This window comes from Amycolatopsis sp. GA6-003, from assembly GCF_046267895.1.
Taxonomy (GTDB): Bacteria; Actinomycetota; Actinomycetes; order Mycobacteriales; family Pseudonocardiaceae; genus Amycolatopsis.
Map to the genome: position 1 here is coordinate 7,331,657 of NZ_CP176499.1, position 23,877 is coordinate 7,355,533.

Here is a 23,877-nt window from a genome sequence, read left to right on the forward strand (position 1 = left end):
GACCTCCGCCCGGCGCGGCTCACTCTAACGGCGTAACGCGGTGGTCGGGTCCGACGTGCACGACTTGCCCGGTCCAGTTTTCGCGCAGCCGCCGATCGTGCGTGGCGGCGACGATCGCGCCCGGGCTGGTGCCGAGTGCGTCCTCCAGTTCGTCGCACAGCGTGGGGGACAGGTGGTTGGTTGGTTCGTCGAGCAGCAGCAGGTGCGGCGGGTCGGCGATGAGGAGCGCGAGCGCGAGACGGCGGCGTTGCCCGACGGACAGTTCGCCGACCGGCCGGGAGGCTTCGCGATTTGTCAGCAGCCCCAACGAGTTCAACGGCACGGCCGCGACGCGCTCCGGGCCTAGCGTCGCGAGATAGGTGGCGCGGGCGGTGCGTTGCGGGCGCGCGAAAGTGGTGTCCTGACGGAGGATTCCGGTGGTGATGCCGGGTTGGCGCGTCACGCCTTCCGCGTTGAGATCTCCGGCCAGGAGGAGCAGCAGCGTTGACTTTCCGGCGCCGTTCGGGCCGGTGACCAGCAGCCGGGTGTCCGCCCGAATCTCCAGGCGGGAGACGGAAAGCCGGGCCGGAAGATGCACGTTCTCCAGCGTGACAAGGGTTTCCCGCGGGTTCTCGACGGCCAGCGCGCGCGGGCGGAACCGGAGCGGCGGCGGTGGCGCGGGCAGCTGGGTGCGTTCCCGTTCGTCCAGCCGCCGCGTGGTGGCCCGGACGCGGCGCGAGATTTGGTTCTGCACCCGGCCGGACCTGCGGCCGAGGCCCATTTTCTCGTTGTCCGGAGCGAGCCGGCCCGGCGCGACGCGATGCGCGGTGCCGCCGAGCGCGTCGCGCAGTTCCTCCAGTTCTTCCTGCTCTTCGAGGTACTGCCGTTCCCAGCGTTCGCGTTCGGCGCGTTTCCAGCCGAGGTACTCGGTGTAGGTGCCGCCGTGCCGGACCGGGCCGTCCGGGGCTGGGTCGAGGTCGAGGATGTCGGTGCACACCGCGTCGAGGAACGCCCGGTCGTGGCTGGCGAACACCACGGCGCCGGGCAGCTCGCGCAGCTGGGCTTCGAGGAACGCGGCGGCTTCGGCGTCGAGGTGGTTGGTCGGTTCGTCGAGCAGCATCGCGGACGGACGGCGCACCAGCAGCCCGGCGAGCGCGAGCCGTCCGCGCTGGCCTCCGGAGAGGGAACCGAGCGTGCGCTCGGGTTCGATCTCGGCGAGCCCCAGCCCGGCGAGCACGATCTCCGCCCGCCGGTCCGCGTCCCACGCCTCGTGTTGCTGCGCCTGGTCGAGCAATTCGGCGTACTCGGCCAGCAAGGCGGCGTCTTCCGGCGCTTCGGCGAGCAGCGCGGCGACCCGGTCGAGTCCGGCCAGCACTTCGCGGGCCGCGGCGAGGGCCTGGTCGCGGAACTCGGCGACCGTCTGTGCCGGGTCGAACGGCATTTCCTGGTGCAGGAAACCCAGCTCCGGCGGCCGCTCGACCTCGCCGCGATCCGGCGCGTCCACGCCCGCGAGCACTCTCAGCAGGGTCGATTTCCCGGTGCCGTTCTCGCCGATCACCCCGATCCGGCGGCCGGGGGCGGCGGTGACCGACACTCCGTCGAGCACGCGCCGTCCCCCGAGCACCCGCACGATCTCGTGCGCGCGCAGGGCGGTCATTCCGCGATCCCGGCCGTTTCCCGGAGCTGCCCGTTTTCCAGCCGCAGCCAGCGGTCGACGCCGATCTCGGCCAGGAACCGCTCGTCGTGGCTGACCACCACGAACGCGCCCTGGTAAGCGTTCAGCGCGCTTTCCAGCTGGCCGGCGCTGACCAGGTCGAGGTTGTTCGTCGGTTCGTCGAGCAGCAGCAGTTGCGGGGCCGGCTCGGCGAACAGGACGCACGCGAGCGTCGCGCGCAGCCGTTCGCCGCCGGACAGCACGCCGACCGGCAGATGCGCCCGCGCGCCGCGGAACAGGAAGCGCGCCAGCAGATTCATCCGATCCGCGGGCAGCATTTCCGGCGCGGCGTCGGCGAGATTTTCCGCGACAGTGCGTTCGGAATCCAGCAAATCGAGCCGCTGCGACAGATACGCGATGCGCCCGTCCGCACGGCTGATCTCGCCCGCGTCCGGCGCGAGCGTGCCGTGCATCAGCCGCAACAAGGTCGACTTGCCCACCCCGTTCGGGCCGGTGAGCGCAATTCTTTCCGGACCCCGGATCGACAGCTCCGCACCGTCGCCCGCGAACAGCTCGCGCACCCGAAGATGCTTGCCGGAAAACAACGTCCGCCCAGCCGGAACCGCGGTTTTGGGCAGCTCCAGGCTGATCTTCTGCTCCTCGCGCAACGACCGTTCAGCCTGGTCGAGCTTGGCCTTCGCCGCGCTGACCCGCGCCGCGTGCGTGCCGTCCGCCTTCGCCGCGGATTCCTGCGCGTTGCGTTTCATCGTGCCCGCGAAGATCTTCGGCAAACCGGCGCTGGACAGGTTTCGCTGCGCGTTGCTGGCCCGTTTCGCCGCGCGTTCCCGGGCTTGCTGCATTTCGCGCTTCTCGCGTTTGACCTCTTGTTCGGCGTTGCGGATGTTCTTTTCCGCGACCTCCCGTTCGGCCTGGACCGCCTGTTCGTATTCGGTGAAATTGCCGCCGTAGAACCGGATTTCGTCCGCGCCGAGTTCGGCGATCCGGTCCATCCGGTCCAGCAGCGCGCGGTCGTGGCTCACCACGAGCAGGCAGCCGGACCAGTCGGAAAGCACCGAATAGAGCTGCTGGCGGGCGGTGTGGTCGAGGTTGTTGGTGGGCTCGTCGAGCAGCAGGACGTCCGGGCCGCGCAGCAGTTGCGCGGCGAGGCCGAGGGAGACGACCTGGCCGCCGCTGAGCGTGCCGAGCAGCCGGTCGAGCGCGAGATCGCCGAGCCCGAGCCGGTCCAGCTGCGCGCGGGTGCGGTCCTCGATGTCCCAGTCCGCGCCAATGGTGGTGAAGTGCTCCTCGGCCGCGTCGCCGCCCTCGACCGCCGTGATGGCCTTGAGGATCGCGTCGATGCCGAGCACCTCGGCGACCGTGCGCTCCGCGGTGAGCGGCAGGTCCTGCGGGAGATAGCCGAGCACCCCGTCCACGCTGACACTGCCGCTGGCCGGGGTGAGCTGCCCGGCGATGAGCTTCAGCAGAGTGGACTTCCCGGCCCCGTTGGGCGCGACGAGCCCGGTGCGGCCCGCCGGGAAGGTGGCCGAGAGCTGGTCGAAGACGAGGGTGTCGTCGGGCCAGGAGAAGGAGATCCCGGACAGGACGATGCGGAGATCGGACATGTGAGGCCTCGCGGTGGATCGGCAGAGGGGCGCCCTCTGCTGGTCGGTGATGTGGACGACGTGGATGAGCCCATGCGGAACCAGCCCATGCCCGACCTGCTCGGCGGCGTGCTGACCCGCCTGCCTCGGTCGATTGCCTCGCAGCCCGCGGGTCCGGTGGCGCATGTCGCCTGACCAGCGCGGGAACCTCCACGCGCGGCTCGAGGCCGCGCAGGGATCAGCGAGGGGCCGGTGCCGTACTGGCCCGTGCCCCGGGCTCACCCGGAGATGTCGTCTTCACCTGCCACGATGGAAATCCTCTTGATCAACTCTGCGGTCCGCTGGCCAGGATACCAGGAAGCGGAGGAAACGCATCCGGGTTCCACTGTGGACGGACGAGGCTAGGGCAGGTACTGCTCGACGGCGGAGAAGTCGCCCGCGTCCGAGATCAGGCCGACGTAGCCGTCGGGGCGGAGCAGGATCAGGGTGCGGTCGGTCGGGGCGTACGCGCGGGCGAGGTGGCCGGCGGAATCGGCGATCTCGTCGTCGGCGGCGGGCTGGGCGACGACGTGGAAGGTGCGGACGGCCGAGTCGAACCGCGGGCCGAAGTTCAGCAGGGTGAACTGGCCGCCGCGAGTGAGGTCGAACAGGCGGCGTTCGCCGGCTGTGGTGGTGAGGCCGGGGGCGTCGGGGGCGCGGTCGCCTGCTCGGAGCTGGGCGGATTCGGCGCGGTCGTCGCGGGCCAGGACGGAGCCTCGGTAGTTGACGTTGAGCTGGGTCGTGTCCCGGTCGCTGCGGATCGGGATGCTCTTCTGCGCGACCGCTTCGGCCAGTCTCGCGGTCGACAGCTGCAGCACGCCGGCGGCGACCGGGCGGCGTTCGGACTCGTAGGTGTCCAGCAGGGCGGGCGAGGCGGCGGCGAGTTTCCAGCCCAGGTTGTGCGCGTCTTGGATGCCGGTGTTCATGCCCTGGCCGCCGGCGGGGGAGTGCACGTGCGCGGCGTCGCCGGCGAGGAAGACGCGGCCGGTGCGGTAGCGGTCGGCCAGCCGGGTGTTGGAGCGCCACACGGACGTCCATTCCGGGCTGCGCAGGCGGACGTCGGTGCGGCCGCTTCGCCGGTCGAAGATCGCCTGCAGGGTGGCGAGGTCGAGGTCGGTTTCGTCGCCGATGGGCGCTTGGTACTGGAACAGCCCGGTCGACGGCAGCGGGCAGAGGCTGACGAAACCCTCCTCGCAGCGCCACATGTGCCAGGCGTCGCGGTCGAGGCCGTCGACGGCCAGGTCGGCGATGATCATCCGCATCTGCTCGTCTGTCTCGCCGGCGAAGGCGATTCCGGCTTGTTTGCGGACGACGCTGCGGCCGCCGTCGCAGCCGACCAGCCACTGCGCGCGGACGGTTTCGGTCTCGTCGCCGGTGCGCAGCACTGCGGTCACCGCGTCGGCGGATTGGTCGAAACTCTCCAGCGCGGTGCCGAATTCGACCTCTCCGCCGAGTTCTTCGAGGCGGAGGCCGAGGGTTTCTTCGACGCGCCATTGCGGGATGATCACCGTTGCGGGGTAAGGAACATCGGGACGCTCCTCGAAGGTCGGCCCGCCGCTCGTCGTGCCCTCGGCGTCGGTCCGGAGGATCGGCATCGCGGACCGGCCGTTCGCGAGGATGCGGTCGATGACGCCCAGGTCGTCGAACACCTCGAGAGTGCGCGGCTGCAGCCCCTTGCCGCGCGAGCCCGGGCGCGGGCCGGGGGACGCTTCGACCAGCCGGAACGCGACGCCGCGCCGGGCGAGTTCGCAGGCCAGCGTCAACCCGGTCGGGCCGGCTCCGGCGATCAGGACCGGCAATTCCGGCGCGGACAGGTTTTCGAGCAGCATTTCGATTCCCCCTGGTTCGGAACTACTGTCCGCGAGAGTAGGGTGCCTTGCTAAGAAAGACAAACCTTTCTATGGTGGGAGGCGTGGCCCCTGAGAGCGTCCGTCGCCGGCATGGCGAGCAGCTGGAGTCCGCGCTGCTGGCGGCCGGATGGGAAGAACTGGTCGAAGCCGGGTACGCGCGGCTGACCATGGAATCGGTCGCCGTCCGCGCCCGCACGAGCGAGGCCGTGCTCTATCGGCGGTGGGCCAACAAGGACGAACTCGTGCTGGCCGCGATGCGGCGGCACCGCGACGACCACCCGATCGCCATGCCGGACACCGGGAGCTTGCGCGGCGACCTGCTCGCGTACCTGACCGCGGTGAGCGAAGCCCTGGCCGGGTTCTTCGCGATCGTCGTCGCTGCCTCCCACTCCGGATTCTCGGCCAGTCTCGGCGCCACTCCCGCCCAGGTCCGCGACCAGATCATCGGCGACCGGCTGCTTCCGCGAGACCTCTACCAGCGCGCCCACGCCCGCGGCGAGATCGACCTGACGCGGCTGTCCGGGACGGTGCTCGAGATGCCGTTCCAGCTGGTCCGGCACGACCTGCTGATGGACCTCACCCCGCTGCGGCCCGCGCGGATCCGGTCGATCGTCGACGACCTTTTCCTGCCGCTCGTGCAACCGAATTCTGAAGTTAAGGACTTAACTTATCGGGATGGCGCTCGGCCGGAACCGATGCGCGGAGACCTTTTCCGCTCGATTCGGTGGGGGCAGCGCAAGCGGGTCGAGGAATGGAGCCGCACGCGCGATCTCACCTTTGAGCAGGCCATGGTGCTCGGGTATCTGGAGCGGGAGCCCGGGATGATCCAGCGGGACGTCGCGGAGATGACCTGCACGACGCCCGCGAACGTTTCCCTGCTGCTCAAGGGACTCGAACGCCGGGGTCTGGTCGAGCGCCGCACGGAGGGCGGGCGCAAGCGGGTCTACGCCACCTCGGCCGGGCTCGCCGTGGTCGCGGGCCTCGACGCGGTGCTGGCGGAGGCCGACGAGATGGTCTTCGCCCCGCTCGACCGGGACGAACGGGCCGGGTTGGAGGCGGCGGTGGCCAAGATCAACGCGCACCTGCCCGGGGGCTAGTGAGGGGGGCGGTGGGGACCGGAATGGCCGCTCGCGAGGCCGTGCGCTTCGGCGGGGCGGTGGCGCGGTGGGGCCTGCTCGCTAGTGGCGGTGCCGGTTAGGCCCGGGATTGCCGCTCACGACACTGTGCGTTGGGGCTGCTCGCTAGTGTCGGCGTCGGCTAGGGCCGGGATTGCCGCTTCGGCGGTGGCGTGGTGGGGGCTGCTCGCTAGTGTCGGCGTCGGCTAGGGCCGGGATTGCCGCTTCGGCGGTGGCGTGGTGGGGGCTGCTCGCTAGCGGCGGCGTCGGTTGGGGCCGGAATTTGCCGCTCATGAGCCCGTCCACTTCGGCGGCGAGGTCGGCGGTGGTGCGGTGGGGCTTGCTCGCTCGTGATGTTCGCCGTGGCAGTGCGTCGAGACGTCTCCGGCTCGTGGTGCTGGCGATGCGGAGCGCGCGACGACGCCCGGCTCGCGCTTGCCCGCGGGGTCAGTGCGCGGCGACCGCGCCCGGCTCGCGTTTGCTAGCTTGCCGCGCTCGCGATGCCAGCCCGCACGCGCACGCTCAACCCCCCAAGGTTCAACCCCCCAGGCTCAACGCCGCAGCCGCCGCAAACTCCGTTTCCCCAGCACCGCCAGTACCGGCTTCACCGCCGTCCATTCCCCGAACCGGTAGTCCCGTGCGGGCACCAGTCGCTCCGCCAGATCCGGTCGATGCTTGCGCAGGTAAAGCCGCGCTTTCTCCGCGTGCAACGGGTCCGAGACGATCTTGATCCGGTCCGCGTCCTCGATCAGCGGCGCCGCATGAAGCACGTTCTCCCACGTCGACCGGCTCTCCGTCTCGAGCACCAGCGAACCGCGGTAGCCGCGCGAGCGGGCGTACCGGGCCATCAGCGCGGCCTCCGGCTCCGGGCCGCCGACAGCCCCGCCGCACAGCACCAGGCGGGACGGTCCTGGCGCCTGGGAACGTACTGCCGCCCGTACTCGCCAGCGGTTCACGAAATTGGCTCGCGACCCGCGGTTGCGGTAGCCGAGCACGACCACCGCCTCGCCGGTGCCCGACGTCCCGGGGCGGCTGCCCATTCCGCGGCGCGAGGAGCGCCAGTGTTCCCATTCGGCCCAGCCGGCCAACGCGACGAAAAGCAGCAGAAAACGGCGCAGCACTCACCCGATCCTACCAGTGTCCACAAAGGACAATACGGGTCGCGAGAGGACGCACGTCTGGAACTTGTCGATTCGCGACGGTACTGTCACACGAACCGCTACGTCGTCGTCGGTAGTCGGGAGGAGCAGTGTCGCTCGGAGGAACACCGTCGCAGGGCTCCGCCGTCCTGCGGCCGCCGATCGCCGATTCGTGGCGCCGGTCCCGGCTGTTCGGCGTGGAGCCGGAGCTGGACCAGGCCGCGATTTCGATCGGCGAGGTCGATCCGCGCAGCAGGCTGATGACCGCCGCCCGGCCGGTGCTGGAGCAGCTCGTCGAGCAGCTGACCGGCACCCGGTTCTCCATTCTGCTCGCCGACCGCGACTGCCGGCTCGTCTTCCGCTGGTTCGGCGACCGCGGCCTGCAGCGCCAGCTGGAAGAGATCGGCGTGCTGCACGGTTCGCAGCTCAGCGAGGGCCGCGTCGGCACGAACGCGCTCGGCACCCCGCACGAATCCCGCCAGGCGGTGGAAATCCACGGTCAGGAGCACTACGCCGACGCGTTGAAGCGGTTCAGTTGCTACGGCCATCCCATCCGGCATCCGCTCACCGGACGGCTCGAAGGCGTTCTCGACATCACCGGCGAAAGCGACAGCAGCAACCCGCTGTTCGGGCCGCTGGTGAAACGCGTCGTCGGCGACATCGAGCAGCTCGTGCTGGAGAGCGCCCGCGCCTGCGAACGGCGGCTCTTCCTGGCTTTCCAGCAGGCCACGCACCACCGCAGCGTGCCGGTGGCGGTGCTCGGCGGGGATCTGGTGTTTGCCAACGAAACCTGCATCGAACAGCTCCGCCCGGCCGATCCGACCCTGTTGCGCACGTTGCTGCCGCAAGTCCCGGAACGCGGAGTATTCGACACTCGCCTCGAAGTGGGTGACGGAATCAGTCTTTCGGTCGTAGCCGAACGCGTCGAGGGTTCGACGGACGGTGCCGTCTTCCGGATCGCGCGGAGCACCAGCAGCCGAAAACCCACGCCCACAGCCGTAAAACCCGCCCGCTCAGTCCTTATCACCGGCGAACCGGGCACCGGCCGGACCACCGAAGCCCGCGCGCGTGCGGGTGCGGACGATCCGGTCGTCCTGCACGCCGCCGCCGCGCTGCGCGAGGAACCGCGAGCCTGGGCGACGAGATTCGCCGACCTCGTCGCGCAGCCGCGCACCGCCGTGGTCCTGGACGACGTTCACCTGCTCCCGGAGAGCCTGCTCCCGCTGGTCGGCGAGGCGCTCGACAACCCCCGATCGGCCCGCTTGCTGCTCACTTCCGTCCCCTCGGCCGCGATGTCCCCAGCCGTCGCGGCGATCGCGGCGAGGTGCGCGGAAACCGTCGCCCTCGCCCCGCTGCGCGAGCGGCTCGACGACCTGCCCGGGATCGCCGTGGCGATGCTCCGCGACGAATATCCCGACCGGAAACCCCACTTCACCGGCACCGCGCTGGCCGCGCTGCGGACTCATCCGTGGCCGGGCAACCTGCACGAACTGCGCGCGGCGATGCGCGAGGTGTCCCGTCTTCCGTACACCGGCGTGATCGACCTCGCCCAGCTGCCGCCCGCCTACCGCGGCAGTTCCCGTACGCGGCAGCTCGGCGGGCGCGAACTCGCCGAACGGAACGCGATCGTCACGGCGTTGCGCGCCAGCGAAGGCAACAAGCTGCGCGCGGCCCGCGAACTCGGCATCAGCCGCACCACGCTCTACCGCCGCATGCAGGCGCTCGGCGTGACCGACGACTGTCCACTTCTGTAACACTCCGCCCCCGGTCCGCCGGGTGACGATGACCTCCGTCACAACGAAGTGAGGAGGCGCCAGGTGACCGCAACGGTGGAATTCCCCCTGCACACCGAGGTCCGCGAGTTCGTAACCGGCCCGCTTGAGCTGTTGATCGGCGGACGCTGGGTCCCGGCCGCGTCGGGCCGCACGTTCCCGACCTACGACCCGGCCACCGGGGAGAAGATCGCCGAGGTCGCACACGGCGAGGCCGAGGACGTCAACCGCGCCGTCGCCGCCGCGCGCAAGGCGTTCGACGAGGGCCCGTGGGCGGCGATGAAGCCCAACGAGCGCGAACGGCTGATCTGGCGCATCGGCGATCTGCTGTCCGAACGGGCGGAGATTTTCGGCCAGCTGGAGGCGCTCGACAACGGCAAGTCCGCGGCGATCGCGACGGCCGTGGACACCGGCTGGGCCGCCGACGTCTTCCGCTACTACGCGGGCTGGGCGACCAAGATCGAAGGCAGCACGGTAAACGTGTCGATGCCGTTCGCGCCGGACGCGCAGTTCCACGCCTACACGCTGCGCGAGCCGGTCGGCGTGTGCGGGCAGATCATCCCGTGGAACTTCCCGCTGCTGATGGCCGCGTGGAAGATCGCGCCGGCGCTCGCCGCGGGCAACACCGTGGTGCTCAAGCCCGCCGAGCAGACGCCGCTGACCGCGCTGCTGCTGGGCCAGCTCTTCGAGGAGGCCGGATTCCCGCCCGGCGTGGTCAACATCGTCACCGGTTTCGGCGACGCCGGGGCCGCGCTGGCCGCGCACGACGGCGTGGACAAGGTCGCCTTCACCGGCTCGACCGAGGTGGGCAAGAAGATCGTCCAGGCGGCGAGCGGAAACCTGAAAAAGGTTTCCCTGGAGCTGGGCGGAAAGAGCCCGAACGTGGTGTTCGCCGACGCCGATCTCGACCTCGCGGTGCCCGGTTCGGTCAACGCGTGGATGTTCAACCACGGCCAGTGCTGCGTCGCCGGAACGCGGCTGTACGTGGAGGACACGATCTTCGAGGAGTTCACCCAGGCGGTCGCGCAGGCGGCGAGCCAGGTGAAGATCGGGCCGGGCCTCGACCCGGAAACCCAGCTGGGCCCGATGGTTTCCCAGGAGCAGTTCGACCGCGTCTCGCGCTACCTCGGCGAGGGGCTCGCCGACGGCGCCCGCGCGCTCACCGGCGGAAAACGCTGGGGCGAAACCGGATACTTCATCGAACCGACCGTTTTCGTCGACGTGAAACCGGAATTCAGCATTGTCCGCGAAGAAATCTTCGGCCCGGTCGTGGCGGCCATGCCGTTCAACGCCGAACAGGGCGTGGCCGCCGCGGCCAACAACAGTGAATACGGCCTGGCCGCCGGGGTCTGGACACGCGACGTCGCGAAGGCGCACCGTACTGCGAAGGAACTGAAGGCCGGCTCGGTGTGGGTCAACCAGTACAACGGCTTCGACACGGCGATGCCGTTCGGCGGCTACAAACAGTCCGGCTGGGGCCGGGAACTGGGTGCGGCCGCGCTCGACCTCTACACGCAGACCAAGTCCGTGAACATCGCGCTGTGATCCGCCCGCTCGAACAAAGGAGTTCCCGATGAAGACGAAAGCAGCGGTCGTCTACGAGGTGGGCAAGCCGATCGAGGTGGTCGAACTCGATCTCGAAGGCCCCGGCGAGGGCGAGGTGCTGATCCGGTACACGCACGCCGGCCTGTGCCATTCGGACGTGCACATCGCGCACGGCGACCTGGAGGCCCGGCTGCCGATGGTGCTCGGCCACGAGGGCGCGGGCATCATCGAGGACGTCGGCCCCGGCGTCACCCGGGTCAAGCCGGGCGACCACGTGGTGTGCTCGTTCATCCCGAACTGCGGCGTGTGCCGCTGGTGTTCCACCGGGCAGCAGGCGATCTGCGACATGGGCGCCACGATCCTCGAGGGCTACCTGCCGGGCGAGCGGTTCCCGTTCAGCGGCCCCGGCCCGGTCAAGGAATACGGCGCGATGTGCATGCTCGGCACGTTCAGCCAGTACTCGACCATCCACCAGAACTCGGTGGTGAAGGTCGACGACGACCTGCCGCTCGACAAGGCGGTGCTGGTCGGCTGCGGCGTCCCGACCGGATGGGGTTCGGCGGTGAACGCGGCCAACGTCCGCCCGGGCGAAACGGTGATCGTGTCCGGCGTCGGCGGCATCGGCATCAACGCGGTGCAGGGCGCGCGCTACGCCGGCGCGAAGAACGTGATCGCGCTGGACCCGCTGGAGAACAAGCGCGAAAAGGCGATGGAACTCGGCGCGACGCACGCGGTCGCGACGCCGGAGGAAGCGGCCGAGCTGGCGCAGTCGTTCACCAACGGCAACGGAGCGGACAAGACGATCGTCACCGCGGGCATCGTCACCGAGGAGATCGTGACCGGCGCGTTCAACGCCACCGGCAAGGGCGGCACGATCGTGCTGACCGGGCTGAACAAACTGTCGGTCAACAACGTCAATCTGCCTGGTTCGATCCTGACGCTGTTCAAGAAGACGGTGAAGGGCAGCCTGTTCGGCGACTGCAACCCGACCACGGACATCCCGAAGATCCTCGGCCTGTACCAGAGCGGGGATCTGAAGCTGGACGAAATCATCACCCGCACGTACACCCTGGAAGAGGTCAACCAGGGGTACGACGATCTGCTGGAGGGCCGGAACGTGCGCGGCGTGCTGGTCCACGACGCGCCGTGACGGCTTTGTCCGCGAGCTGCGGGCCGGTTTCCGGTCCGCAGCCCGCGGTTCCCCTCCTGGCCGCGGACGTGGTCGGCCGGCAACGCGAAATCGAACTCCTGCTGGCCGGCTTGGATTGCGGCGCGCACGTCGTCCTCGAAGGCCCGCCCGGCACCGGCAAAACCACCCTGCTGCGCGCCGTCGCGGAGGCGGGCGGCACACCGTTCGTGTTCGTCGAAGGCAACGCCGAACTGACCCCTGCTCGCTTGGTCGGACAGTTCGATCCTTCGCGAGTGCTGGCCGAAGGCTACGTGCCGGAGACCTTTGTGGACGGTCCGCTGATCGAGGCACTGCGCACCGGCGGCCTGCTGTACGTCGAGGAAGTCAACCGGATCCCGGAGGAGACGCTCAACGTCCTGATCACCGTCATGTCCGAGGCCGAACTCCACGTGCCCCGCCTGGGCCGGGTACGCGCCGCGGACGGATTCCGCTTGGTGGCCGCGATGAACCCGTTCGACGCGGTCGGCACGGCCCGAATCTCGTCGGCGATCTACGACCGGGTCTGCCGGATCGTGATGGGCTACCAAACCCAGGATGAGGAAAGCGACATCGTCGCCCGCCGCAGCCCGTCCGTCCCGGTGGAATGGCGGGACAACGTCGTGGATCTGGTGCGCCGCACGCGCGAGCACGCCGATGTCCGGGTCGGCTCCTCCGTACGCGGCGCGATCGACGTGGTACGGCTGGCGGTCTCGCTGGCCCGCATCCGCGGCGCTTCGGCGACCGACTGGCGGATCGGCCACGACGCCGCGCTGGCCGCTCTGTCCGGTCGGATCGCCTTGCACGAATCCAGCGGCCGCACCGCGGAATCGGTGATCGACGAACTGTATGTCGCCATCTTCGGAACGGAATCCCCGCCACCTGGTTCAGAAGGCGGTGATCCGCCGGGGGAAGCCTGAGCCCGCCGCCGGCGGGCCCCCCGCGACCACGCACACCCCGGCCAGGTTCGGCGCGCAGCAGCACCACGCCGCGCTCCGAACTGTCCCGCAACGCCCGCTTCGCGGAAATCTCGCCTGAGGTAGGTGTGCTGGACGAGCAAGCGTTCAGCACCGCCTTCCGCGAGGACGCCGACGAGGCCATGGCCTTGCTGGTCGAGATGAGCAAAGCCACCGACGAATCCCTGCGCGCGGCCGCCCGGGACCTGGCCCGCCGCCTGATGATCGACGTCGCCCGCCGCGGGGTGGCGAGGGCCAGGGGCGTCGGAAAACTACGCCGAGACCGCGCCGACCGAGGCGGCGAACTGGACCTGGACCGCTCCCTGCCCGCCCTGCTGGACGCGGCTGCGATCGGGGGAGTCCCAGCACTGGACGACCTGGTGGCCCGCAGGTGGGCCCGCCCAGAGTTGGCCCTCTGCCTGGTGATCGACACCAGCGGTTCCATGACCGGCACCCGATTGGCCGCCGCCGCCCTCACCGCAGCAGCATGCTCGTGGCGAGCCCCGGCGGAACACGCAGTGGTGTCCTTCGCCCGAACAGCAGAAGTAATCCGCCCGCTGTGGTCCTCCAAAACAAAGGCAGCGGTAGTGGATTCAGTGTTGTCGTTGCGAGGACACGGAGTGACCGCATTGGCAGCCGCTTTGCACAAGGCGAACGAACAACTCGCTTCATCACGCGCAGCGAGAAAAACAGTCCTGCTGCTGTCGGACTGCAGAGCAACAGATGATCAGGATCCGCTACCGCCCGCTCGCGCGTGCGAAGACCTCCTGATCCTGGCCCCAGCCGAGGATTGCGGAGAAGCGGAACGGTTCGCCAAGGCAGCAGGAGCCCGCTGGCATCCGCTGAGCGGAGCCGCAGCGGCCCCCGCGGCCCTAGCCGCCCTGCTGGACCGCCCGTGAGGGGAACCCGCGCAGCCCTTGCCGCCGGTTGGGGGCGACCCCGTCAAACCCCAGGATCCCCCACCAAAACCTCATCCGCGAACCCAGCCGCCAACGCCCGCAGCCCGGCATCCAAATACAAAGTCAAATCCGCATCAGCCCGAGCCGACCACCGCTCGTAAGCCGCCCGGCAAGTAGCCAGAACCGCCCGCCCCACCGCCAACGGATACAACGAATCCTCTGCCTGCCCGGTCCGCCGCGCCACGAAACTGATCACCGCCCGCTCCCAGGCGTCATAATGCCGAGTAGCACTAGCCGCCAGCTCGGCGACAGTACTGAGCAAATTCATCCGCATCCGCAACTCAGGCACGTCCTCGGCCCGATAATGGTTGGCAGCCAAAACCGCCCGCCGGACGGCTTCCAGCACGGGAACATCCTCCGGCGCCTCCGCAAGCAATTCCCGAATCGTCTCGACCTCGGAATCGAACTCGTTCCACAACACGTCGGACTTGGCGTCGTAATACCGGAAAAACGTCCGCCGGCTCACCCCGGCCGCGGCCGCGATCTGATCCACCGTCGTCTCGTGAAACCCCTGCTCGGTGAACAGCCGCAACGCGATCTCCTCGAGCTGCCGCGCACTGGTCCCGCGAGGCCGCCCCCTCCGAGGCCGCGCCTCGGCGCCTGGATCAGCAGCCATGCCGCCCCCTCCCGCGAACGCTTCTGTCACCCGGTGACACTACTCGGTCACGCACCCCCGGCGACCCGCCCGGCCTCCGCCCGGACCGCATCCGCTCACTCCGGCCGCTCCTCCCCGCGCACCCAGGAATCCAGCACGATCAACGTGCGCGTGCTGGTGATCCGGTGGCTGCGCCGCAGTTCGTCGATCGTGCTCTGCAGGTGCGCCATGTCGCGGCTGCGCAGCCACACCACCGCGTCCGGGTCGCCCGCGATGGTGAACACCGCCTGCGCCTCCGGGATCCGGGTGGTCGTCTCCACGATCTCCGCGACGTTCGTGCTGCCGAAGAACCTCAGCTGCGCGAACGCCTCGATGCCCCAGCCGAGTTTCGCGTGGTCGACCTGCACGGTGAAGCCGGTGATCACGCCCTTCTCCCGGAGCCGGTCGACGCGCCGCTTCACCGCCGCGGTCGAGAGCGACACCCGCGCGGCGATGTCCGAGAACGTGCGCCGGGCGTCCTCGCGGAGCAACGCGATGATCTCGTGGTCGGTCGCGTCCAGCAGTTCTTCGGCCATGAGCGGCATCGTACGCAACGGATCCGCCCAATCGGGCCTCTCGCGCGTCATCCTTTGCGTCCTTGCCACTACAGTGGCCGGGCACGTTGCGCCGGGCTCAGGCGTGGGGTGAGGTGGCTCACGTCCAGGCGGCGGGCGCCCGTGGGCTCGATGGCGTGCGGAAGGGAAGTGCGGATGAACGCCTTCACGTTGGAAGACCGGTACGTGCGCGAAGCGGGCACCGTCTACTTGACCGGGGTCCAGGCGCTGGTGCGCGTTCTGCTCGACCGGATCCGGCTGGACCGGCACAACGGCGCCGATCCGGCCGCTTTCGTCTCCGGGTACCAGGGTTCGCCGCTCGGCGGGTTCGACCTGGAGCTGGCGCGGCGGGCGGCCTTGCTGGCCGAGCACAACATCGTGCACAAACCGGGCGTCAACGAGGAACTCGGCGCGACCGCGGTGATGGGCAGCCAGCTGGCCGCCCGAGCAGGCACGATGCGGCACGACGGCGTGGTCGGCATGTGGTACGGCAAGGCCCCCGGCCTGGACCGGGCAACCGACGCGCTGCGGCACGCCAACCTCGCCGGCACGGATCCGCGCGGCGGCGCGGTCGCGCTGGTCGGCGACGACCCCAACGCGAAATCCTCGACCATCCCGTGTGCGTCCGAGCACGCGCTCGCCGACCTCGCGATGCCGGTGTTCTTCCCGGCCGATTCGCAGGACGTGCTGGAGCACGGCAGGCACGCGGTCGAACTTTCCCGCGCGAGCGGGCTGTGGTCCTCGATGAAGATCGTCGCGAACGTCGCCGACTCCGGCGGCACCGCGCTGGTCGATTCGGAATGGACCGCGCCGGAGATGCCCGAGGGCGCGTACAAGCACCAGCCGAACAGCCGCCTGCTCGGGCCGGAGCTGATCACCCTCGAGCACAGCCTGCACCGCGTCCGGCTGCCGCTCGCGATGGAGTACGTGCGCGCCAGCGGAATCAACCGGATCGTCCGGTCCGGACGCGGCGACCGCGTCGGCATCGTCACCGCCGGGAAGTCCTATTTGGACCTCCGGCAGGCGCTGCGGATGCTCGGCCTCGACGAGGCGGAACTGTCCCGCTACGGCATCCGGCTGCTGAAGCTCGGCGTCGTGTACCCGGTCGAACCCGGCATCATCAAGGAATTCGCCGAGGGCCTCGACGAAATCCTCGTGATCGAGGAGAAGCGCGCGCTGATCGAACCGGCGATCAAGGAAATCCTCTACGGCCGCACCGGTGCGCCGCGTGTGTACGGCAAGTCCGATCCGCACGGCCAGGTGCTGTTCACCGAACTCGGCGAACTGGATCCGGACCGCATCGCCAGCGGACTGGCCAAGCGCCTTCCCGACGCGGAACCCGTCGCGGCGTGGAAGGCGCGGCGCCGCCGCGAGCGGATTTCCGTGCCGCTGCTGGCCCGTACGCCGTACTTCTGCTCCGGCTGCCCGCACAACTCGTCCACCAAGGTCCCGGACGGCACGCTCGTCGGCGCCGGAATCGGCTGCCACACCATGGCTTTGTTCATGGAACCGGAGCAGGTCGGCGAGGTCGTCGGGCTGACCCAGATGGGCGGCGAGGGCGCGCAGTGGATCGGCATGGCCCCGTTCGTCGAGACGCCGCACCTGATGCAGAACATCGGCGACGGCACCTTCATGCACTCCGGCAGCCTCGCCGTGCGCGCGGCGGTGGCGGCGGGCGTCGACATCACCTACAAGCTGCTTTACAACTCCGCGGTCGCGATGACCGGCGGTCAGGACGCCGTCGGCGGGCTGTCCGTGGAGAAGGTCGCCGCGCTGCTGCTGACCGAGGGCGCGGCCAAGGTCGTGATCACTTCGGACGCTCCGCGTCGGCTGCGCAAGCGCAAGCTCCCGCGCGGGGTCGAGGTGCGGGACCGCTCGGAACTCCTTCGCACGCAAGAAGAACTGGCCGCGCACCGCGGGGTCACGGTGTTGATCCACGAGCAGGAGTGCGCGGCGGAGAAGCGCCGCAAGCGTCGTCGGGGGAAGCAGGAAACGCCTGCGCGCAAGGTGTTCATCAACGAACGCGTCTGCGAAGGCTGCGGCGACTGCGGCGTGAAGTCGAATTGTCTTTCGGTGCAACCGGTCGAGACGGAGTTCGGCCGCAAAACCCAGATCCACCAGGCGTCGTGCAACGTCGACTACTCGTGCCTCGACGGCGACTGCCCGTCGTTCCTGACCGTCGTCCCGACCGGCGAGGTCAAGCGGCGGCATCTCGCCCCGATCAGCGCGGAGGCGCTGCCGGAACCGGCGAAAACCTTGTCCGACGTCGCCGTGCGGATCACCGGCATCGGCGGCACCGGCGTGGTCACCGTGGCGCAGATCCTGGGCGTCGCCGGGGTTCTCGACGGCAAGCAGGTGCGCACGCTCGACCAGACCGGCCTCGCGCAGAAGGGCGGCGCGGTCGTCTCGGACGTGAAGATCTCCACCGGTGCGGTCGAGCAGGCCCCGAAACTCGCGAACGGCGAGTGCGACCTCTACCTCGCCTGCGACGCGCTGGTCGCCGCCGATCCCGCGTACCTCGGCGTGGCCGACCCGGAGCGCACGGTCGCCGTTGTGTCCACTTCGGAGGTTCCGACCGGGCGAATGGTGGTGGACAAGGAAGTTTCCTATCCGGACCAGTCGAGCATCCGCGGCGCGCTCGGCGACGCGACCGCCGCCGGGCACTACCTCGACGCGCGCGGCCTCGCCGAGCAGATCTTCGGCGACGACCAGTTCGCCAACATCCTCCAGCTCGGCGCGGCCTACCAGACCGGCTCGCTGGCCGTCACCGCGGAAAGCCTGGAACAGGCCATCAAGATCAACGGCACCGCGGTGGAGACGAACCTGCAGGCGTTCCGGCGCGGCCGGCAGCTGGTCGCCGACCCGGACGCGCTCAACGCGGAACTCTCCCCGTCCTCGGACGACGCGGCTCCGGCCGCGGCCGACGCGGAAGCGGTCCGTCGCGTGCGCGCGCTGGTGCAGGCGGACGGCGAACTCGCCCGGGTGCTCGACCTGCGGATCCCGGACCTCATCGCGTACCAGGACGAGCGATACGCGCGGGAGTACGCGGAGTTCGTCGAGCGGGTCCGCACCCGCGCCAGCGCTTCGGTGACCGAAGCGGTCGCGCGGAACCTGTACAAGCTGATGGCCTACAAGGACGAGTACGAGGTGGCCCGCCTGTCGCTGGACCCGCAGCTGACCGCGGAAATCGAAGCCCAGTTCGGCGTCGGCACGCGATTCGCGCACCGGCTGCACCCGCCGGTGCTGCGCGCGCTGGGCATGAACCGCAAGATCAGCCTCGGCGGCCGCAGCTTCCGGCCCGCGTTCGCGGCGCTGCGGGCCATGCGCAAGCTTCGCGGGACGAAGCTGGACCCGTTCGGCCGCGCGGAGGTCCGGCGCGTCGAGCGGGCGCTGATCGGGGAGTACCGGCAGGCGCTCACGCGCGCGCTCGAGGTGGCCGACCGGGGCGACGCCCGGCTGGTCGAACTGGCCGCGCTGCCGGACTCGGTGCGCGGGTACGAGGAGATCAAGCTGGCGAACGTGGCGGCCTACCGGCGGCGGCAGGAGGAGTTGCTGCGGGAACTGGAGATGCCGGACTCGGTGCGGGTCGCTACCGCCTGAGCCCCGCGTCCGGCGGCGGATTCCGCGAAGAATCGCCTTAATCGAAGGGTGCTCAACCGCTTCGAACGGTATTCAACGCGGATTCCGCGCCGAACTCCCGCGAAGTCTCCGAAACGGCGAGAAGCCGGGCAAACCCCGGTCTTCTCGCCGTTCCGGCTTTCCGGCCGGCCCGGAAAGCCCGGCAGGTGTCACACCATTGGGTGGTCCTGGCGAACCTCTTCGGGCGACCCGCGTCCGTCCCCCGATCAGTGGGGTGGGCGGCGCCCGGCGGGGTGGCGCGCCGCCGACCCCGTGACCAGCGAGGACGCGCCGAATCCCCTAATGCCCCTAATCGGGGGAGGGGCGAAGTCCCTAGTGGGTGCCCCGGCTAACCCGGGTGACCCCCCGATGGCGGGCATTCGGCGGAGTCCTATGTTCGGAAAAGGAGCCGGCTCTGGGGCCGGCTCGTCCGCTTCTCGGACACCCCACCCCGATCCGTTGTGACCACAGGAGAATACGAACTATGGGCCCGGTGCAGACCCTGCACGAATTCGCGCTGAACCTGCTGAACGACCCGCAGTCCCTGGCGGAGTACAAGGCCGACCCGCAGGGGGTGCTGAACGGCGCCGGCCTGGGCGAGCTGAACCCGTCGGACGTGCAGGACATCATGCCGCTGGTCATGGACAGCGCCCCGCTGCCGGCCGCCCCCGCCGTCCCGGCCGCTCCGAGCATCCCGGCCGTGCCGGGCGTGCCCGCCGCGCCGAGCGTTCCGTCCGCTGACCTGGGCCGGGCCTTCGACCAGGCCAACGCCGCCGCCGAGCCGGTGGCGCACCAGGCGGGCGACGCCCTCGGCGGTCTCGCCGGCGGCCTGCCGAACCTGAGCCCGGTCTTCGAGGGCGTCAGCCACGTCGCGGAGGCGACCGGCCTGAACACCGTCACCCACGGCGCGCTGGGCGCGGTCTCCGGCGTGCTGGACCACGTCGCCGCCGCGACCCACTCGGTCCCGGTCGTCGGCCCGATCGTCGACGCCGCCGCGATCGACACGCAGAACACCGTCAACGCGGTGGGCGAGCACGTCTTCGACGGCAAGCTCGTCGGCTCCGCGGTGGACGCCACCACCAACCACCTCGGCGACGCGCTGACCTGGAAGGCCGTCGTGTCCGAGACCGGCAAGCTCCCGCTCGTCGGCGGCCCGGTCAGCGGTGTCGTCGAGGACGTCCGCCAGGGCGGCTCGCACCTGCTGGGCACCGTCAACGAGGCGATCGGCTCGACCCCGGTCGGCGTCCACGGCGACGACGTCCGCGCCGACCTGACCCAGGCCACCGGCGACCTGACCTCGGCCGGCGACCTGTCCGGCACGCTGGACCACGTCACCGGCGCGCTCCCGGCCGTTCCGGGCGCGGGCGAGCTGCCGCAGGTCCCGGGCGTGGGTTCGCTCCCGCAGGTGCCGGGCGCCGGTTCGCTTCCGGCCGTGCCGGGTGTCGGCGCGCTGCCGCAGGCCCCGTCGGTCCCGGGCGTCGGCGAGCTGCCGCACGCTCCGGCGCTGCCGGCCGCCCCGAACGCGGGTTCGCTGACCCACGCCATCGAGGGTGCGACCGCGCACGCTCCGGCCGTCAACACCGCGGTCCAGCACGTCGCGAACACCGTTCAGGACGCGGTCGAGACCGGCGCTCAGCACGCGCCGACCGGCGACCTGCCGGAAGCCGCGCACACCGCGCCGCTCAACGAGGTCCAGAACCACCTGCACGACGTGGCGGGCGGCCTCGAGTCGCACGCGAGCAACGTGCACCTGGACAACCTGCACCTGGGTCACTGATCCTGGCGCACCAAGGGTTTTCCCGCCGCGGGCTCGGACCGGTCACGGTCCGGGCCCGCGGTTTTTCGTGCCCGCAGAGGCCGAAACCAGTTCAGCGGCCGGTCCGGCGCGAGCGACAAGCACCGTGCCGAGCGCGGCGGCACCGCTGGCTCCGGCGAAGTGCTGGACGGCGTTGAGCATCCGCGGGGCGCCTGACCCGCGGCCCCGGGTCATCCGGTCGATGGCGGCGGACAAAGCGCTGTTCGCCTCCGCTGCCTGTCGATGGCGGCGGACAAAGCGCTGCTCGCCTCCGCTGCCTGTCGATGGCGACGGACCAGCGCTGTTCGCCTCCGCTGCCTGAGCGCACCGGGATCCGGCTAGCGGGGCTCCGGGATCGCCGGATCGCAGCAACCCGTCATCCGGGGCAGTTCGCGGTTGACCTCGGCCAGTTCGGCGGCGACCGCGTGGCACGGTTCGCACACCGCGAGGTGTTCGGCGAGGATTCCGGCCCGGCGGGCGGGCAGGGTGCCGCGCAGCCACGCGCCCATCCGGCGGCGGACTTCTTGGCACTGCGGCAATTTCGCGTCCGGCACCTGGACTTGCAGGTACGCCTGGCGCAATCCCTCGCGGGCGCGGCGGGCGAGCACCGCGACGCCGTTGGGGGAGACGCCGAGCAGCGGCGCGAGTTCCGCCGGGGTGTTGCCTTCGGCGGACATGCGCCACAACACGGTTCGCCAGCGGCCGGGCAGGGTTCGGTAGGCCGACCACACAAGGCGGTCTTCCGAGCGCATCACGGCGAGTTCGTCAGCTCCGCCGTCGAGCGTCACCGGTTCCGGAACCGTCGCATAGAGATCGATACGGTTTTCGTGGCGGCTCCACCGGGCGAAGAGATTGCGCATGGTGGCCACGAGATACGCCGGCGCGTTCGACTCCGGGCCGCCGCCTGCCGCGACCGTGCTGAGCACCCGGGCGAACGCTTCGGCGACCAGGTCGTCGCGTTCGGCCTGCTGGCGCACCAAACCGGCGGCGACGCGGCGCATCAGCGTGACGTGCCGCCGGAACAATTCGCCGCCCGCCTGGCAATCTCCGGCGCGTACGGCGGCGAGGAGTTCGGCGTCGGTGCGCTCGTCCTCGTCCGCATCGGCGACCAGCGTGCTGCCCAGTGTCGTGTCCACCGTGCACCTCCCACCGGACCGGCCCACACCTCGTCACGCGGGACTACTGAAAGTAACTGGTACAGCAGTGTACTCCATACGCCGCCGGGGATCGGCCACTCGGCCGCGCGATTCCGCGACGGATTCCGCTGTCAGCCGAACGGGGAAGCCGTGGCCGCTCAACGACATTTCGTTCGGCCGCCGACTGTCCGAAGTGGACTATTGACGGGCGGTCAGGAAAACTTTCCGGCCAATTCGGTGAAATAGGGCGTCATCGCCGGGTGGTAGTCGGCGAAGTCCGGCTTCGGGGTGCCTTCGAAAGCGGCGGTGAGCAGGTCGAGGTAGTACTCCCAGCCGGGGCCGGCGTCCGGGATCTTGTCCGCGGAGTCCAGGTGGTGCACCAGCCGGAGTTCCGTTGCCGCGCCCCGGGACTCGAGCCGCAGCTCCATCCGCCAGCCTCCGGATTCGTCGGCGGACGAAACAGCCAGCCGCCGCGGCGGTTCGCAGGCGTCGACGCGGAGGTCGATCCAGGGCTCGTCTTCCTCGAACGCCATCTGGACGCGGATCATCCGACCGGGTGTCCCGTCGCCCTCCCACGGGCCGAACCAGCGCGCGGTGCGTTCGGGTTCGGTGATCGCCGCCCACACGTCGTCGATCGGCGCGCGGAACGTGCGCGGCAGAACGAGGTCGATGCTGTCGGCGAGCCGGTGCGCGCTCGCGGTGGGCACGGGTTTCATGCGGTGTGTTCCTCTCCGGAGGAGGTGTCCCGGCGGCGTTCGCGGCGGGTGCGGTGGACCTCGGTCTCCAGCGCGTCGAGCCGCTGCTGCCAGGCCGGCGGGGCGAGGAGCTGGGTGAGCCAGGCGGCGAGTTCGGCGAAGCCTTCCGGGTCGAGCGAGTAAAACCGTTGCCTGCCTGCGAGTTCGTCGCGGACCAGCCCGCTTTCCCGCAGCACGCGCAGGTGCCGCGACACCGCGGGCCTGCTGATCGCGAAGCGCGCGGCGATCTCCCCGGCGGGCAGCCGCTGGTGCCGCAGGAGCGCCAGGATGTCCCGCCGCACCGGGTCGGCGATCGCGCTGGCGGCCAGGTCCACGGCGGAAAGCGTAACCCAGCGGTTACGCGTCTGGCAAGCTCGTCACGGCCAGGTCGACGCGCCGCCGCGGCGTTTGCGGACCTCTTTTCCGGTGCCGGGCGGGAAACCGTGCTTGGTGAGCCGGACCTCGGCGAGCTCGTCGGCGCTGGTGACGGTGAGGAACAGGCTCAGCAGCAGGCTGATCAGCAACGCGGCGACGATCATCCCGGCGGGCATCGGCGTGACCAGCGTGAGGACGACGTACCCCGCGATCAGCCAGGGCAGCGCCTCGACGAAGATCCGGAACGCGAAGCGCAGCACCCAGGTTTTCGCGGTCGCGTCGAGCAGCACCCACTCGCGGTACTCCTCGGGGAGCACCCCGCCGTAGACGTAGTGCAGCCAGCGCACCGGGCCGGGTCGCTTCATCCCCGCCGGGTACCCCGGGCTCAGGCGGAGTACGCGCCGAGCTTGGCCGGGTTCATCAGCCAGAACACGCGGTGGATGCCCTCGGCCGAGGCCGACACGGTCAGCACCGCGGTCACCGTTCCGTCGTGGCTCACCACCGCCGCGGGCTGGCCGTTGACCTCGCTCCAGCGCACCTTCGTGCCGGACCAGAACCGGTCGGCGAACGCGCGGACGTACTTCGCCACCGTGAGCGCGCCGACCACCGGAATCCGCGTCGCGCGGACCGCGCCGCCGCCGTCGGAGTAGCTGACGACGTCCTCGGCGAGCAGTTTCTCCAACGTCGCCAGATCTCCGGAGCGCGCGGCGTCCACGAACGCTTCGAGCAGCCGCCGCTGTTCCGCCGGTTGGACCGGCGTCCGGCGTTCCGCGGCGAGGTGCTTGCGTGCGCGGCTGACCAGCTGACGCGCGCTCACCTCGGTGGTCTGCACGATGTCGGCGATCTGCTGATACGGATAGTCGAACGCTTCGCGCAGCACGTACGCGGCCCGTTCCGTCGGCGGCAGCTTCTCCAGCAGGAACAGCACGGCCACCTCGAGCGCGGCGGCTCGCTCGGCGCCGAGCTGCGGGTCGGCGGAGGTGTCGATCGGTTCGGGCAGCCAGGGGCCGACGTAGGTTTCGTGCCGGGCGCGCGCGGTCTGGCTCGCGGTGATGGCCAGCCGGGTCGTGGTGGTGGCGAGGAACGCGCCCGGATTGCGGACGGCCGAACGGTCGCAGGTCTGCCAGCGCAGCCAGACGTCCTGCAGGAGGTCCTCGGCGTCGGCGACGCTGCCCAGCATCCGGTAGGCGATTCCGAACAGCCGCGGCCGGACCTGTGCGAACACCGAGGCGGCCTCGGCGATTTCCTCCATCAGCG

19 protein-coding genes are annotated in these 23,877 nt (G+C 70.3%); 8 read left to right on the forward strand and 11 right to left on the reverse strand.

The genetic code is table 11. From position 1 onward, the window contains the following. Nucleotides 1-19: 19 nt before the first annotated feature. The 3 genes from F9C12_RS33260 to F9C12_RS33270 form a co-directional block, all read right to left on the reverse strand. A complete protein-coding gene (locus F9C12_RS33260; protein WP_409185702.1) occupies nucleotides 20-1,636 on the reverse strand; it encodes an ABC-F family ATP-binding cassette domain-containing protein in 1,617 nt (538 codons plus the stop codon). Further along, nucleotides 1,633-3,255 (reverse strand): ribosomal protection-like ABC-F family protein, encoded by a 1,623-nt coding sequence (gene abc-f, locus F9C12_RS33265; RefSeq protein WP_409463008.1) that lies wholly within the window; start codon nucleotides 3,253-3,255, stop codon nucleotides 1,633-1,635. Before abc-f ends, F9C12_RS33260 begins: the two co-directional genes overlap by 4 nt. A gap of 380 nt (nucleotides 3,256-3,635) precedes the next feature. Then, entirely contained in the window at nucleotides 3,636-5,102 is a 1,467-nt protein-coding gene (locus F9C12_RS33270) for an FAD-dependent oxidoreductase (RefSeq protein ID WP_409463009.1), read from the reverse strand. An 83-nt stretch (nucleotides 5,103-5,185) separates the two neighbouring features. On the opposite strand from F9C12_RS33270, the gene F9C12_RS33275 reads away from it, so the two are divergent. Next, entirely contained in the window at nucleotides 5,186-6,220 is a 1,035-nt protein-coding gene (locus tag F9C12_RS33275) for a TetR/AcrR family transcriptional regulator C-terminal ligand-binding domain-containing protein (protein WP_409463010.1), read from the forward strand. Nucleotides 6,221-6,789: 569 nt separating this feature from the next. Here F9C12_RS33275 and F9C12_RS33280 read toward each other — a convergent pair. Beyond that, nucleotides 6,790-7,359, reverse strand: coding sequence for a YdcF family protein (locus F9C12_RS33280; RefSeq protein WP_409463011.1), 570 nt, complete (start codon nucleotides 7,357-7,359; stop codon nucleotides 6,790-6,792). Nucleotides 7,360-7,487: 128 nt separating this feature from the next. Here F9C12_RS33280 and F9C12_RS33285 point away from each other — a divergent pair, with 128 nt between their 5' ends. The 5 genes from F9C12_RS33285 (at nucleotide 7,488) to F9C12_RS33305 (ending at nucleotide 13,714) form a co-directional block, all read left to right on the forward strand. Beyond that, complete coding sequence (locus F9C12_RS33285; protein ID WP_409463012.1) at nucleotides 7,488-9,131, forward strand: sigma-54-dependent Fis family transcriptional regulator; 1,644 nt, start codon at nucleotides 7,488-7,490, stop codon at nucleotides 9,129-9,131. 63 nt (nucleotides 9,132-9,194) lie between these two features. After that, complete coding sequence (locus F9C12_RS33290) at nucleotides 9,195-10,694, forward strand: aldehyde dehydrogenase family protein (RefSeq protein WP_409463013.1); 1,500 nt, start codon at nucleotides 9,195-9,197, stop codon at nucleotides 10,692-10,694. Nucleotides 10,695-10,722: 28 nt separating this feature from the next. Continuing rightward, nucleotides 10,723-11,844, forward strand: a complete 1,122-nt coding sequence (locus F9C12_RS33295; RefSeq protein WP_009082064.1) for an NDMA-dependent alcohol dehydrogenase — start codon at nucleotides 10,723-10,725, stop codon at nucleotides 11,842-11,844. After that, nucleotides 11,841-12,779, forward strand: a complete 939-nt coding sequence (locus tag F9C12_RS33300) for an AAA family ATPase (protein ID WP_409185709.1) — start codon at nucleotides 11,841-11,843, stop codon at nucleotides 12,777-12,779. Before F9C12_RS33295 ends, F9C12_RS33300 begins: the two co-directional genes overlap by 4 nt. Nucleotides 12,780-12,904: 125 nt before the next feature. Then, nucleotides 12,905-13,714, forward strand: a complete 810-nt coding sequence (locus F9C12_RS33305) for a vWA domain-containing protein (RefSeq protein ID WP_409463014.1) — start codon at nucleotides 12,905-12,907, stop codon at nucleotides 13,712-13,714. A 43-nt stretch (nucleotides 13,715-13,757) separates the two neighbouring features. On the opposite strand, the gene mftR is transcribed toward F9C12_RS33305, so the two are convergent. Both mftR and F9C12_RS33315 read right to left on the reverse strand, forming a co-directional pair. Then, the gene (gene mftR / locus F9C12_RS33310; RefSeq protein WP_409185711.1) at nucleotides 13,758-14,390 is read right to left on the reverse strand and encodes a mycofactocin system transcriptional regulator; all 633 of its coding nucleotides are present in this window, start codon (nucleotides 14,388-14,390) and stop codon (nucleotides 13,758-13,760) included. A 95-nt stretch (nucleotides 14,391-14,485) separates the two neighbouring features. Then, entirely contained in the window at nucleotides 14,486-14,944 is a 459-nt protein-coding gene (locus tag F9C12_RS33315) for an Lrp/AsnC family transcriptional regulator (protein ID WP_009082060.1), read from the reverse strand. A gap of 174 nt (nucleotides 14,945-15,118) precedes the next feature. Here F9C12_RS33315 and F9C12_RS33320 point away from each other — a divergent pair, with 174 nt between their 5' ends. Continuing rightward, complete coding sequence (locus F9C12_RS33320; RefSeq protein WP_409463015.1) at nucleotides 15,119-18,562, forward strand: indolepyruvate ferredoxin oxidoreductase family protein; 3,444 nt, start codon at nucleotides 15,119-15,121, stop codon at nucleotides 18,560-18,562. Nucleotides 18,563-19,064: 502 nt separating this feature from the next. Then, on the forward strand, nucleotides 19,065-20,357 hold the full coding sequence (locus F9C12_RS33325) for an IniB N-terminal domain-containing protein (protein ID WP_409185713.1): 1,293 nt from the start codon (nucleotides 19,065-19,067) through the stop codon (nucleotides 20,355-20,357). Between the two features lie 356 nt (nucleotides 20,358-20,713). Here F9C12_RS33325 and F9C12_RS33330 read toward each other — a convergent pair whose 3' ends face one another. The 5 genes from F9C12_RS33330 to F9C12_RS33350 form a co-directional block, all read right to left on the reverse strand. Next, on the reverse strand, nucleotides 20,714-21,511 hold the full coding sequence (locus F9C12_RS33330) for a sigma-70 family RNA polymerase sigma factor (protein WP_409185714.1): 798 nt from the start codon (nucleotides 21,509-21,511) through the stop codon (nucleotides 20,714-20,716). Nucleotides 21,512-21,723: 212 nt separating this feature from the next. Next, a complete protein-coding gene (locus F9C12_RS33335; RefSeq protein ID WP_409185715.1) occupies nucleotides 21,724-22,227 on the reverse strand; it encodes an SRPBCC family protein in 504 nt (167 codons plus the stop codon). Next, nucleotides 22,224-22,580 (reverse strand): metalloregulator ArsR/SmtB family transcription factor, encoded by a 357-nt coding sequence (locus F9C12_RS33340; RefSeq protein ID WP_409463016.1) that lies wholly within the window; start codon nucleotides 22,578-22,580, stop codon nucleotides 22,224-22,226. The genes F9C12_RS33335 and F9C12_RS33340 overlap by 4 nt, the downstream gene beginning before the upstream one ends. A gap of 42 nt (nucleotides 22,581-22,622) precedes the next feature. Next, on the reverse strand, nucleotides 22,623-22,985 hold the full coding sequence (locus F9C12_RS33345; RefSeq protein WP_409185717.1) for a DUF5313 family protein: 363 nt from the start codon (nucleotides 22,983-22,985) through the stop codon (nucleotides 22,623-22,625). Nucleotides 22,986-23,005: 20 nt separating this feature from the next. After that, complete coding sequence (locus tag F9C12_RS33350) at nucleotides 23,006-23,872, reverse strand: RNA polymerase sigma-70 factor (RefSeq protein ID WP_409463017.1); 867 nt, start codon at nucleotides 23,870-23,872, stop codon at nucleotides 23,006-23,008. Nucleotides 23,873-23,877 lie beyond the last annotated feature (5 nt).